The organism is Actinospica durhamensis (genome assembly GCF_018139695.1).
Classification (GTDB): Bacteria; Actinomycetota; Actinomycetes; order Streptomycetales; family Catenulisporaceae; genus Actinospica; species Actinospica durhamensis.
Genome location: NZ_JAGSOG010000245.1, coordinates 1 through 13,363 on the forward strand (window position 1 = coordinate 1; position 13,363 = coordinate 13,363).

Here is a 13,363-nt window from a genome sequence, read left to right on the forward strand (position 1 = left end):
GGGCTTTCACGTCGCAGAGGGAAGCCGACCACGCCCCGGTCGGTCCCGGTCCGGCCGCGATCGCCGCCGCGCCGACGCTCCCGATTCCTACCCCGGCTGCTGGACGGCGCAGGCGAGCACACCGCATGGAGTCCGCGCGGCGAGGCTGGTGCGACGCAGACCACTGTCTGACGGCACCGCCCGGAAATTTCTTCCCGGCGCGTGCGACCTCGCCCGCTCCCAAGACGTCTTGTTTGTGAGTGATCTCGTCCGCGGTACCGCGGACGGGAACGGGGGCGACGGGTGGGGCCCGTCACCGACCGAGTCTGAGGAGACTGCCATGCGCATCGGCATCATCGGAGCAGGACTGATCGGAACCACCGCGGCTGGATTGTTCGCCCGGGCCGGACATCAGGTCACGATCAGCAACTCCCGTGGGCCCGAGTCCCTGGCCGACGCGGTTGCCCGGATCGGGCACGGGGTACGCGCGGCGAGCGTGGCGCAGGCCGCGGCCTGCGGTGAGGTGGTGCTGCTCGCCATCCCGCTGAGCGAATACCGGAGCCTGCCGGCCGAGGCGCTGAGCGGTCGGATCGTGATCGACGCGATGAACCACGACCCGCGACGAGACCGGGACCTCGACCTCGCCGGGCGCGGCTCCAGCGAGCTCGTCGCCGACCACCTGCCCGGCGCACGACTGGTCAAGGCCTTCAACACGCTGCAGTACCAGATCCTGGCCGAGGCCGGGCGCCCCGCCGCCGAGGCCGCCGACCGGCTCGGCCTGCCCCTGACCGGGGACGACCCGGAGGCCAGATCCGTGGTCGCCGACCTGATCGAGGAACTGGGCTTCACCCCGGTGGACCTCGGCGCCCTGACCACCGGGAACGGCCGGCGAAAGTTCGGCCCGCTCGGCCACAACTCACTGCACACCGCCGCGGAGGAGCGCCTGATGCTCACCGAGCAGGGCTGACCGGAAACCGGGCCGCGTGCCGAGTTCACCCGGTCGATGATGCGGCGAAGTCCGCGGTTCTCGGCGTTCCACGGAACGCCGAGAACCGGGACTCTCCGTGGACAAGCAGATCGCGCGCGTCTTCGAGCGGCCGGCGCCGCACGCCGATGCCATCACAGCCCCCCGCCCGCCGACGCGACGCCGAGCCGGAAGCCGGTCCAAGCGCCGGTGCTCGAGGTCGTGCGCTACGTCAACGAAGCCGGGCAATACCCCGGGAACCAGGAAGCCCTGAAGGATGATGAGCCCACGCGCCCGCCGGGCTGGCACCTCGGACGCGATGTACCCGGCTCTCTCGAGGCCACCGGTGCCGTCATCGACATCGACATCGACGAGCACGAAGAGGGCTCATGACCTCCGCCCGCCGGATCGGGCGAACGTAGCCTGATACGGCACTGGTGCGCAGAGCGCAGAGCGCAGAGCGCAGAGCGCAGAGCGCAGAGCGCAGAGCGCAGAGCGCAGAGCGCAGAGCGCAGAGCGCAGAGCGCAGAGCGTCAGGGTACTGGGCTCACAGCAGATCAGCGCATCCTGGCGATGGCGGCCGCGATCTGGCGTATCAGCAAGACCGGGCAGCTGGCCATCGGTCGGTGAATCGCCTGCGATTTTTGCCGCGGTTCGGATGGCGTCGGTTAGCGTTGCCAGTCGGCGAGCATTGTCTCGACCAGACCGAACGAGCGGCGGGTGCGGTCGGGGGCGCTGTCGCGGTAGTAGGGGATCGCTACCAGTTCGATCGACAGGGCCCAGCCTAGGCCGCGGGCCCAGGCGGCGGCGTCCAGGTCCGCTTCGGCGCGGAAGACTTGGCGGGCTTTGGCGTCGAACAGGTGCCAGGCGGGGAGCAGGTCGCCGGCGGGGTCTCCGGCGCGCAGGCCGCCCCAGTCGATCACGGCGGACAGGTGGCCCTTGTGTGCCAGGACGTTGCCGCGCATCAGGTCGGAGTGGATCAGCGTGGGCGGGCCGTCCCAGTCCGGGGCGGCCAGGCAGGCTTCCCAGACTTCGGTGGCGCGGGCTGCGTCGATGTCGCTGCGCAGCAGGTCGATCGCCTCGCGGACGATTGTGTCGCGCTTGGCGAGCGGGCCGCCGCGGCTGAACTCCGCTTCGGTCGGGCGCGCTGCGCCGGACGGGTCGATGGATCGCAAGGCCCGGATGAAGCGGGCCATCTCGGCGGCGGCGTGTGGGTCGGTGTTCAGTTCGGCTGGGACCGGTTCGCCCTCCAGCCAGCGGTAGACGCCCCAGGTGAACGGGTAGCCGTGGTCCGGGGCTCCGATGGCGAGCGGTTCGGGGACCGTGAGTGGCAGGTGCGGGGCGAGCCTCGGCATCCACTGCACGTCTGCCTCCGACTGACCGGCGTTGTACGCGTTGCGCGGCATCCGCGCCACCAGGTCTTCGCCGAGTCGGAACGTGACGTGGTCGGTCCCTGAGGCCCGCAGCACGCGCGGATGCCGGTCGGCCCACTGCGGGAACTGTGCCGCCAGCAGCTTGGCCACCAGGCCGGCGTGGATGTCGGCCTCGTCCTCGTGCAGGCGGGGAAGTCTGTCTTCGGACATGGGGCAGCATCCTGCCATGATCGGCGCTGCCGGTTCCACCGGTTTTGGGCCTGTGGGCCTGCCTAGGCGGTACGCGGCGGCGCGGTGCTCTGGCGCACGATCAGTTCGGTGGCCAGTTCGAGTCGGGTGAAGCGGGGCTGCTCGCCGCGGCCTAGGGCGAGCATCAGCTCGGCCGCCGCGGCGCCCATCTCCTCGAGCGGTTGGCGCACGGTCGTCATCGGCGGGCCGGCCCACTGGGAGAAGGGCAGGTCGTCGAACCCGACCACGCTCAGGTCCTGGGGGATGCGCACCCCGGCCCTGCGGGCTGCCTCGTAGACGCCGTGGGCCTGCAGGTCGTTCGCGGTGAACACGGCGGTCGGGGGTTCGGGTAGGGCGAGCAGCGCGGCGGCGTCCTTGAGGCCGCCCTCGACGTAGAGGGTGGAGTCGCGCACGAGTGCCGGGTCCACCGGGATCCCGGCCATCTCCAGGGCCGCGCGGTAGCCGCCCAGCCTGGCCCGGCAGCAGGGCCAGACCACCGGGCCGTTGATCATGGCGATGCGGCGGTGGCCGAGCTCGATCAGGTGTCGGGTGGCGCTGAGGCCGCCGCTCCAGTTGGCCGCGCCCACCGACGGGGTCTCGTGCATCGGCTCGCCGGTGGGGTCGAGCACCACCAGCGGGATGCCGCGCGAGGCCAGTTTCGACTGCTGGGCCACGGTCAGCTCGGAGAAGACCGCGATGACCCCGGCCGGGCGACGGGCCAGGACCTGCTCGGTCCAGGCGCGGCCCGGGGTGAGCCGGCCCTCCATCTCGGTGAGCACGACCGCGAGCTCGTTGACCCGGGCCACCCGTTCCACGCCGCGGATGATCTCCAGCGCCCACAGGCTCTCGAGCGCGTGGAAGACGAGCTCCACGATCGCGGCCGGGGCCTCGGTCTCCGGCCTGCGGTAGCCGTGCTCGCGGATCACCGCCTCGACCCGCTCCCGGGTGGCCAGCGCGACGCCCGCCTTGCCGTTGAGCACGCGCGAGACCGTGGGCACGGAGACTCCGGCCAGCCGGGCGATCGCGGCGGCCGTGGTCACCCCGGCGTCGCCGCGCGCGCGGCCGGGCTTGGGGCCAGGCATATCAGTCATCGTTGCTCAGTATAGGCATGCGGTGGGGCCTCGAAGCAGGGTGCTGTATTGAAAATTTCATCGCTCACCTTGGAAGCTTTCAAGTTCGTGAGCTGTGTGTTTGACGCGCTTTCGGCGGAGTTCTAGCGTCTCGAAGGCTGACGAATCAGCATTCTGTTCGAAACTTTTCGGACGACCGAGGAGCCCCTTCGATGAAACGCAGTCTGCGAGCGCTCGGAGCAGCGCTCACCGCGGCGGTCACCGCCGCCGCGGGCCTGACCGCCGTCGTGGCCGCCGCGCCCACCGCCGCCGCCGCGTCGCTGGTGCAGGTCACCGGCTTCGGCAACAACCCGACCAACCTCCTGATGTACGAGTACGTACCCAACAACGTCTCGTCCCATCCGGCCATCCTGCTGGCGCTGCACCAGTGCACCGGGACCGGGCCGGGCTTCTACTCCAGCACCGCCTTCGCCTCGCTGGCCGACGAGTACGGGTTCATCGTCATCTACCCGACCGCCAACCGCAGCGGCAACTGCTGGGACGTGTCCTCCTCCGGCGCGCTGGAGACCAACGGCAACAGCGACCCGGCCGGCCTGATGTCGATGATCACGTACGTGGAGCAGCACAACAACGGCGACGCCAGCCGGGTGTTCGTCACCGGCGCGTCCTCGGGCGCGATGATGACCAACGTCATGCTCGGCGACTACCCGAACGTCTTCCAGGCGGGCGCGGCGTTCATGGGCGTGCCGTTCGGCTGCTTCTACACCGGCACCGTCGACGGCTGGAACTCCGCCTGCGCCGACGGCCAGGTCACCGAGACCGGGGCGCAGTGGGCCCAGCAGGTCTACAACGCCGATCCCGGCTACTCCGGGGCGCGGCCGCGGATGCAGCTGTGGCACGGCACCGCCGACACCACGCTGAACTACAACAACTTCGGCCAGGAGATCCTGCAGTGGACCACGGTCCTTGGGGTCAGCTCGACGCCGACCACCACGGACAGTCCGGCCGCGAACTGGACCCGCACCCGGTACGACAACAGCGCCGGCACGGTCGAGGTCGAGGCGTACAGCATCGCCGGGGCCGGACACGTGCTGCCGATCGAGGGTGAGGGGATGGAGCAGGCCGCCATCCACTTCTTCGGCCTCGACGGCACCTCCACCACCGGGAGCAGCCCGAGCGCGTCGCCGACCAAGGCGAGCCCCTCGCCGTCGGCCACCTCGGCCTCGCCCAGCGCGAGCCCGAGCGCCAGCGCGAGCAGCACGGGCGGGTCCGGCGGTTCGGGCGGCTGCAAGGTGACCGACTCGGTCAGCGCCTGGAACACCGGCGAGACCGAGAACCTCACCGTCACCAACAACGGCGCCGCCGTCAGCAACTGGTCGCTGGTGTTCACCCTCGCCTCCGGGCAGGTGATCACCCAGGGCTGGAACGCCACGTTCAGTCCCAGCTCCGGACAGGTGACGGCGACCAACCTGAGCTACAACGGCTCGATCCCCACGGGCGGCACGGCCACCCTGGGCTTCAACGCCAACCAGACCGGCAACTCCGCGGCGCCGACGGCGTTCACGCTCAACGGCGTGGCCTGCTCGGTCGGATAGCCGTCCGGTGAGCTAGGGCGGACCGGACGCGCGGTCCGGTGGGTCAGGACTCGGTCGACTCAGTCCTTCGACCCGCCGGACCGCGCGCGCGTGAGCAGGTCGCGCAGGGCCGCGGTGATCTCGGCCGGCTCCCACTCCAGTGCCGCCGCGCCCGCGGTGACCTCGCTGAACGCGCTGTCGGGGGCCTGGCCGGGGGCCCAGCGGTCGAGCAGGCCGAGGCCGGTGTCCTCGATCTGGCCGATCACCGCGGCGCGCATGGTGCGCGCACTGAACGGCACCCACAGCCGGAACTGGTGGGTGTGCGGCAGCTCGGGGTAGACGTGCACGCCCGGGAAGTCGGCGGCTGCCTCGGCGAAGGCGGCGGCGACCGTCTTGGCCTGCGCGACGTATTCGGGCAGGCGCGGCAGCTCTCGGTCGAGGCCGACGAGCGCGGTCAGCACGGCCGGCCACTGCTGGTAGATCTGGCCGCCGTAGCGGTGGCGCCACTCCTTGAGCTGCGCGACGAAGGACTCGGGACCGGCCACGGCCGCGCCGCTCACCCCGCCGAGCGACTTGTAGAAGGACACGTACACGGAGTCGGCCAGCCCGGCCAGCTGCGGCAGCGTGCGGTCGAAGTGCGCGGCGGACTCCCACAGCCGGGCGCCGTCGAAGTGGATCCGGGCGCCGCGCTCGCGGGCCGCCGCAGTCACCTCCGCCAGCGTGTCCCAGTCCGGCAGCACGAATCCGGCGTCGCGCAGCGGGAGTTCGAGGCTGAGGGTGCCGAAGGGCTCGGCGACGGTGCGCAGGTCGGCGGCGGTGGGCAGGCGCGGCTCCAGGGTGGGCCAGCGGCCGCGCAGGCCAGTCAGGTCCCGGTAGGCGTGCCGCTCGTGCAACTCGAGGTGGGAGAGCGGGTGCGTGGCGACCACGTCGTTGCCGGTCTCTGCCGCCCAGCAGCGCAGCGCGACCTGCTGCGCCATGGTGCCGGTCGGGAAGTAGGCGGCGTCCGGCTTGCCGAGCAGCTCGGCGACCCGGCGCTCGAGCGTGGCGACGAGGCCGTCCCCGTAGAAGTCGGGGTACCCGTCGAGCCACGGCTCGGACTGGGCGACGAGGTCGGCCAGCTGCTCGCGCAGGGGCGTGACGGGCGCGCCGGACAGGCGCCGGGTGGCTCCGCGCATGGCCGTGCGCAGGTCGGTGACGAGGTCGTTTTCGGCAAGCTGATCTTCCACCCGGCCAGTGTGCCACGGCGGGCCGGACGCGACGACACCGGCCGCTGCGACACCCGGCCGGGGACGGGCACGGGGACGGCGACACCGACGCCGCCATCCCCTACCCGACGGGCTCAGCCCGCGTAGACCTGGAACTCGGAGATCTGCCCGGCCGGCCACCCGGTGTTCGCGGTGAAGTACAGCCGCACGTACCGGGTCGTGGTGGAAGGCAGCGTGATACTCACCGAGTTTCCGGTGGACGGATTGAACGTGTAGCCGGTCGCGGCCACGATCTGGGTGAAGGTGGAGTTGTCCGTGCTCCCCAGGATCTGGATCGTCTGCGTCCTCGTCGCCCAGGAGCTCGAGGGCGGAAGCAGCAGCGTGACACTGCCGATCGAGACCGCCGAGCCGAGGTCGACCTGGAGCCACTGCGGGAACGCGCTGTCGGTGGACTCCCAGTACGTGCTCGAATTCCCGTCCACCGCGTTCGCCGGGACGTAGCTCTGCGTGTAGCCGCTCGCACTGGTCGCCTTGTTCAACGCGAGGTTCGTGTTCGGCACGGCGGAGGTGGTGACGGTGACCGTGTTCGAGGCCGCCGAGACGTTGCCGGCGGTGTCGTACGCGGTGACGGCGAAGCTGTACGAGGTCGAGGCGGAGAGCCCGGTGACGGTGTACGAGGTCTGGCTCGTGGTGCCGAGCTTGGTCGTGGTCGAGCCGCTGATCTGCTCCACGGTGTATCCGCCGAGCCCGACGCTGCTGGTGGAGGCCGTCCAGCTGAGGGTGATGCTGTTGTAGGTGACCGAGCCGGCCGCGAGGTTCGACGGCGCGGTGGGCGGCGTCGGCGTGGTGGTGCCGCCGGAGGCCGCGTAGATCTGGAACTCGGAGATCTGCCCGGCCGGCCACCCGGTGTTGGCGGTGAAGGACAGCCGCACGTACCGGGTCGTGGTCGAGGGCAGCGTGATGCTCACCGAGTTCCCGGTGGAGGGATTGAAGGTGTAGCCGGTCGCGGCCACGATCTGGGTGAAGGTGGAGTTGTCCGTGCTGCCGAGGATCTGGATCGTCTGGGTGCGGGTGGACCAGGACGAGGAGGGCGGAAGCAGCAGCGTGATACTGCCGATGGCCGTCGCCGCGCCGAGGTCGACCTGGAGCCACTGTGGGAACGCGCTGTTGGTGGACTCCCAGTACGTGCTCGAATTCCCGTCCACCGCGTTCGCCGGGATGTAGGTCTGGACGTAGCCGCTCGAGCTGGTGGGCATGCTCAGCGCGATGTTCGTGTTCGCCGACGGCGGGCTGGAGGAGACCACGGGCTGGGTCGGGCGCACGTTCGTCAGCGCGATCTGGCCCTTGAGCATGCGTCCGCCGTCCCCGGTCAGGCGCAGGTAGTAGTCGGCGGAGCAGGCCGTGCCGTCCTCGTTCAGCGCGTACAGGCCCGAGTTCGTGGGCACGGTCGACTGGTCGGGCGCGGTGTTGACGATCTGGTTGCCCTCGCCGAACTCGTCGAACATGGAGATGTAGATCCCCTGCGCGCCGACCCGCACCATGTTGTAGAACTGCTCCCACATGAAGTCGCCGTGGGCGCGCTGGTTCGCGGAGAGGTCGCCGGGCAGGACGCAGGGCTGGTAGTCGATGCCGTTGGAGTTGCAGTAGGCCTGGTCGCCGACGTTGACGTTGGTGTAGAAGCTGTCCGAGTCGGCGGCGCTGCCGATGCGCCCGACCATCCAGGGCGAGATCATGTTGAAGGCCGAGTAGGTGCTGAGGTACCCCGCCCGCGAGTCGCTCACGCCGGTGCGCCAGTAGGTCGGCACCCCGCCCATGACGTAGCAGCCCTGGCTCTGGAACCACTGGATCACCGAAAGGCACGCGGAGGCGGACCAGGGGTGGTTGGTGTCGTTGAACCCGAAGCCCCAGATCCCGACGACCGGCTTGCCGTTCTGGTGCGCGTACGCCGAGGACGAGGTGTACTGCGCCATGTTCGCGGTCCAGTCCGCCGGCATCTCGGTGGACATGTTGGTCCAGCCGGTGGCGTCGTACATGATGTAGAACTTCCGGCCATAGGCCTGCGCGCCGGTGTTGAGCATCGAGGTCACCTCGTTGCGCGACGGGCCCTCGGAGCCGTTCGGGTCGAAGCGCTGCAACGCGATGGTGTCGATCGAGTTCTGCTGCATCCAGAGGCAGTGGGTGTCGATGACCTGTTGGTCGACCGAGGAGAAGAGCGTCGCGGGCGAGCCGTTGCCGAGCGCGGCGTATCCGGTCTGATAGCCGTGCGTATAAGCACTCATATCCGGCCAGGCCTTGATGTTGTTGTTGCTCGGGGACGGGGCCTGTGCCTCGTTGTTACTCCAGTGCCACCAGGCGTCGATCGGCGCGCCGTCGCCGATACAGGCGAACCAGCCCTGATAGCCGACGGTGATCTTGCCGACGACGTCGCCGACGGCGCTGGCCGCGGCGGCGGGAGAGGCGGCGAACAGGGAGGCCGCGCCCTGCACCACGGGCAGAGCGGCGGCGGAGAGGATCAGCTTTCTACGGGTGATGGGCATGGCGGGTCCCTGTCGGTGGGTGGGGGTGGTCCCGCCGGGCCGGGCGCAGCGGCCCGGCCCGGCGGGACCGAGGGATCGGGCTAGCTGGTGAAGACCTGCAGCTCGGAGAGCTGTCCGGCCGGCCACCCGGTGTTCGCCGTGAAGGTCAGCTTCAGGTAGCGCACGGAGGTGCTGGAGAAGGTGACGGTCACGGTGTTGCCGGTGGAGGGGTTGAACGTGTAGTTCGCCGTGGCGGCCACGGTGGAGTAGTTCGTCCCGTCCGTGCTGCCCTGGATCAGGATCGTCTGGGTACGGGTGCCCCAGCTGGTCGAGGGCGGCAGGTCCAGCACGATCCGGCCGACGCTCACGCTCGAGCCCAGGTCCACCTGGAACCACTGCGGGAACGCGTTGTCAGTGGACTCCCAGTACGAGCTCGTGTTCCCGTCCACCGCGTTGGCCGGGACGTACGTCTGGGTGTAGCCGCTCGCGGAGGTCGGCTGGTTCAGGGCCAGGTCCGTGTTCGTGGACACCCCGGTGCCGGACAGCGCCACGGTCAGCGGGCTGTTCGGCGCGCTGCTTGCCACCGACAGACTGCCGGAGGCCGCGCCCGCGGCGGTCGGGGCGAACTTGACGCTCACGGTGCAGGTCGCGCCCGCGGCCAGCGAGGAGCCGCAGGTGTTGGTCTGGCTGAACGCGCCGCTGACCGTGACCGAGTTGACCGTCGCCGCGCTGCTGCCCGGGTTGGTCACGGTGACCGTCTGGGCGGAGCTGGTCGAGCCGACGTTCACGCTGCCGAAGGACAGGCTCGAGGGCGAGGCCGTCAGGGCACTGGAACCGGTGCTCGAGGATCCGCCGGGGAAGACCTGGAACTCGGAGAGCTGCGCCGCGCTCCAGCCGGTGTTGGCGGTGAAGCTCAGCCGGACGTACCGGGCGCTGGTCCCGGACGGCAGGCTGATCGTCGCGGTGTTCCCGGTGGACGGGTTGAAGGTGTAGTTCGCCGAGCCGGCGATCTGGTTGAACGTCGAGTCGTCGGTGCTGCCGAGCACCGAGAGCGTCTCGGTGCGGGTGCTCCACGCGGAGGACGGCGGCAGGTCGAGGGTGATCGACCCGATGGACTGGGCCGAGCCGAGGTCCACGGTCAGCGTCTGCGGGTACCCGGCGCCGTCCGAGCTCTCCCAGTAGGTGCTGGTGTTGCCGTCGTTCGCCTGGTTGGCGGTGTAGGTCTCGTAGGAGCTGCTCGCGGTGATCGGCTGGTTCAGTGCGAGGTCGGTCGTGGAGGTGACGCCGGTGCCGGCGAGCGCGATCGTCAGCGGGCTGCCGGGCGCGCTGGTGGCCACCGAGAGGGTGCCGGTCAGCGGGCCGCCGCTGGTCGGGGCGAAGGTCACCGAGACCGTGCAGGACCCGTTCGCGGCGATGGAGCCGCCGCAGGTGTTGGTCTGGGTGAAGGCCCCGGTCACGCTGACCGAGCTGACCGACACGGCCGTACTGCCCGGGTTGGTGATGGTCACGCTCTGGGCGGAGCTCTTGGCACCTGACGCCACGTCACCGAAGGACAGGCTGGTCGAGGACGCGGCGAGCGCGCCCGGCTGGGCCGGGTTCGGGTAGGCGGTGAGCACCGGCGTGGTACTCCAGCCGGAGTTGCCGCTGCCCAGGTTGAAGGTGAACGCACCGGCCACCAGGCCCGGGTAGCTGTAGTTGTACGCTCCCGCGACGCCGACGCCGCTCGCGGTCACACCGCTGATACTGGCCGATCCGCCGGTCTCCGCCTGGAAGACGGTGGTTCCCACGTTGGACACCTGCACATTGCTGATGTTCAGGCCGCTGACCAGGTGGCCGGTTCCGTCGCCGCCGACGATCTCGAAGGCCTCGTAGGGGCTGTCGAGGATCGCGCCGCCGCTGTAGTTGACCGTCACACCGCTGAAATCGGAGTTGTAGGCGTCGAACTGGACCGCGCCCATCGGGTGGCTCCAGTTCGGGTTCATCTCACCGGAGCGGATCACGTAGTTGCCCGAGACCGTGATCGTGCCCGAGAGCGGGGCGAACGGGGTGAGGAACGCCTCGTTGGAGATGTCGATGCCGCTGCCGAGCGGCTGGCTGTCGGCCACGACGTTGTTCGAGATCGTGTTGTTCGAGCCGCCGTAGTCGGCGATGCCGTTGGCCAGCGTCGGGCTCACGATCGTGTTGTTGCTGAAGGTGATGTTGGAGTCCGCGGTCGGGTAGGACCAGATCGCCAGGCTGTCGTCACCGGTGTTGCGCAGGAAGTTGTTCTTCACCGTGCAGTTGGAGGCGTTGCCGTTGAAGTTGATCCCGTCCGCGTCGGTGGACTCGATGACGGTGTTCTCCACGGTGCAGTTGCTGTTGCCGTACTGAAGCCAGAACCCGACGTTCGTGTCCTGGATCCACAGGCCGTTGACGGTCCAGCCGTTGCCGAGGGAGCCGTCGACGGCGTTGGCGGTGGAGTCGTCGTGCCGCCCGACGGTGGAGCCGAGGATGGCGAAGTTGCTCAGGTTCACCGCGCCGGAGATCGCGCTGGTGTTGTCGATCAGCTCGTTCGACTTGATCTGGGTGTACCAGTCGCCGGCGCCCTCCAGGGTGCCCGAGCTGATGTTGAGGTGACTGCCCACCAGATAGGTGCCGGAGGGGATCCAGACCGGCTCGCCGGCCGCGTTGGCCGCGGTGATGGCGTTGTTGAACGCGCTGGTGGAGTCGTTCACACCGGTCGCGTCCGCGCCGTAGCCGGCCACCGAGACCGTGCCCGAGGGCTGGCTGATCGCGGCCGGGACGTTGTAGAAGTCGGCGACGTCCAGCGTGTACGGCGTGGCCGTGTCGCCCGAGTCGACCTCGAACTTGATCGTGCTGCCCGCATTGACCGTCTGGCCGAGCAGCATCCGCGCGTCGTCGTAGAACTTGTGCGTGGTGCTGCCGGTGATCCCGCTGGTGGTGATGTAGCTGTAGGCCGAGGTGAGCGAGAGCTTCTGGCTCAGCTTGGTGCCGTTGACGTAGACCGACAGCGTGCCGCTGGAACCCTGCGGCAGCGCGTAGTGCAGGTCGATCGCGTCGGTGGTGGCGGCCACGGTGAACTGCACGTACTGGCCCTGCGCGGTGAGCTGCACCGCTTCGCGGCCGGAGGCCTCGGTGGCGAGGTCGCCCTGGGTGTAGTCGGGCCCGATCAGAGTGCCGGTGTAGCCGGCGGCCTCGGCCTCGATCTCGGTGAAGGGCAGGCTGGCGCCGACCCCGCTGGGCACGTTGAACGGGGACTGCGCCCAGTAGGGCGGAGTCGCCGAGGCGGCGAACGCCGGTGACGCCGCGAAGACGCCGGGCAGCGCGGCGACGGCGGTGGCCACGACGGTGGCCAGCACGGTGGACAGGCGGATGCCGCGACGGCGCGGCAGCTGCTGCTGTGACCTGGGGCGTAGGGACACGGTGGGTACGCCTTTCGTCGGGATGGTAAGGGTGCTGCCGCGCAGCGTAGAACTGTGGATACATGACAGCAATAATCGCAAGCGACTTTCGAAAAATCTGCAAGAAATATGGCAAGAAATTGCGCCGCCGTTCATGAGATCCCGGTGGTACGCTCCGCCCGCTGCCCGGCACACAGGGTGACCGGGGTCGTCTGCCAGGGGGTTGTCATGAAGAACGTTCGACGTCTGAGATACGTGGCTCCGGCGGTGCTCGCGCTCGTGCTCGGCACCGCGCCGGGGGCCAGCGCGAACACCGGGCTGGCCAGCGGGGCGGTGGTCGCCAACACCACCGCGCAGAACTTCCAGTACACCGCGACCTGGGACTACTGGTCGGTGACCGCGGTCGTGCCGACTTCGACCTCGAACTACGAGCTCTACCTCTTCGGTCCGGGCGGGTCGTATCTGGGCGCGAGCACCTACGGCGCGGGATTGACCGACTTCATGGCCGTGGATTCGAACACGGGTACGCGCAGCCTGCCGCAGACCTACGACCCCGAGGTCACGCTGAACTCGGCCGGCCGGTACTGGATCCAGTCGCAGTACGGCGACTCCGAGGTCTCGATCCCCACGCCGACGCACCAGGGCACCACCGGCTTCTCCGACCCCGACATCTCGTACATGATCCTCGACAGCAACAACGTGGTGTCGATCTCCGACATCTACCTCACCGCGGGCGAGTCGTTCTGGGCCTCGACGCCGACGGCGGCGGACAACGTCTTCCTGCTGGAGGCGGACCCGAGCTACTCCTCCACCTGGGTGCAGAGCCGGGCCATCGCGACGATCCGCGAGCACACCCAGGTGATCGACAACTGCACGCTCTACACCGCCACGATCACCGGCTGGCACGCGCTCGTCATGATCGACGACACCCAGCCGGTGGCCACCAGCCCGCAGCAGGGCGTGCCGACACGCTGCCGTTCGTGATCGACCTGCGCGGCGTGGACCAGTTCCGTACCCTGATCCGCCTGCTGGAGGAGCGCGGGTACAACCAGG

9 protein-coding genes are annotated in these 13,363 nt (G+C 69.6%); 4 read left to right on the plus strand and 5 right to left on the minus strand.

What is annotated here, in order from left to right; genetic code table 11:
* Positions 1–319 precede the first annotated feature (319 nt).
* The gene (locus KDL01_RS32095; protein WP_212532424.1) at positions 320–946 is read left to right on the plus strand and encodes an NADPH-dependent F420 reductase; all 627 of its coding nucleotides are present in this window, start codon (positions 320–322) and stop codon (positions 944–946) included.
* A 207-nt stretch (positions 947–1,153) separates the two neighbouring features.
* Positions 1,154–1,336: a hypothetical protein gene (locus KDL01_RS32100; RefSeq protein ID WP_212532425.1), complete on the plus strand. Its 183-nt coding sequence runs from the start codon at positions 1,154–1,156 to the stop codon at positions 1,334–1,336.
* 275 nt (positions 1,337–1,611) lie between these two features.
* Here the strand turns inward: KDL01_RS32100 and KDL01_RS32105 are convergent, their stop codons facing one another.
* A complete protein-coding gene (locus KDL01_RS32105; RefSeq protein WP_212532426.1) occupies positions 1,612–2,526 on the minus strand; it encodes an aminoglycoside phosphotransferase family protein in 915 nt (304 codons plus the stop codon).
* Positions 2,527–2,588: 62 nt separating this feature from the next.
* Positions 2,589–3,635, minus strand: a complete 1,047-nt coding sequence (locus KDL01_RS32110) for a LacI family DNA-binding transcriptional regulator (RefSeq protein WP_212532427.1) — start codon at positions 3,633–3,635, stop codon at positions 2,589–2,591.
* A gap of 191 nt (positions 3,636–3,826) precedes the next feature.
* On the opposite strand from KDL01_RS32110, the gene KDL01_RS32115 reads away from it, so the two are divergent.
* Positions 3,827–5,209, plus strand: a complete 1,383-nt coding sequence (locus tag KDL01_RS32115; RefSeq protein WP_212532428.1) for an extracellular catalytic domain type 1 short-chain-length polyhydroxyalkanoate depolymerase — start codon at positions 3,827–3,829, stop codon at positions 5,207–5,209.
* 59 nt (positions 5,210–5,268) lie between these two features.
* On the opposite strand, the gene KDL01_RS32120 is transcribed toward KDL01_RS32115, so the two are convergent.
* The 3 genes from KDL01_RS32120 to KDL01_RS32130 all read right to left on the minus strand — a co-directional run bounded on the left by KDL01_RS32120 (position 5,269) and on the right by KDL01_RS32130 (position 12,331).
* Positions 5,269–6,414, minus strand: coding sequence for a threonine aldolase family protein (locus KDL01_RS32120; RefSeq protein WP_212532429.1), 1,146 nt, complete (start codon positions 6,412–6,414; stop codon positions 5,269–5,271).
* 113 nt (positions 6,415–6,527) lie between these two features.
* Positions 6,528–8,930 (minus strand): discoidin domain-containing protein, encoded by a 2,403-nt coding sequence (locus tag KDL01_RS32125; protein ID WP_212532430.1) that lies wholly within the window; start codon positions 8,928–8,930, stop codon positions 6,528–6,530.
* A gap of 80 nt (positions 8,931–9,010) precedes the next feature.
* Positions 9,011–12,331: a discoidin domain-containing protein gene (locus KDL01_RS32130; protein WP_212532431.1), complete on the minus strand. Its 3,321-nt coding sequence runs from the start codon at positions 12,329–12,331 to the stop codon at positions 9,011–9,013.
* Positions 12,332–12,538: 207 nt separating this feature from the next.
* Between KDL01_RS32130 and KDL01_RS32135 the strand changes: the two genes are divergently transcribed.
* On the plus strand, positions 12,539–13,294 hold the full coding sequence (locus KDL01_RS32135) for a hypothetical protein (RefSeq protein WP_212532432.1): 756 nt from the start codon (positions 12,539–12,541) through the stop codon (positions 13,292–13,294).
* The last annotated feature ends 69 nt before the right edge of the window (positions 13,295–13,363 follow it).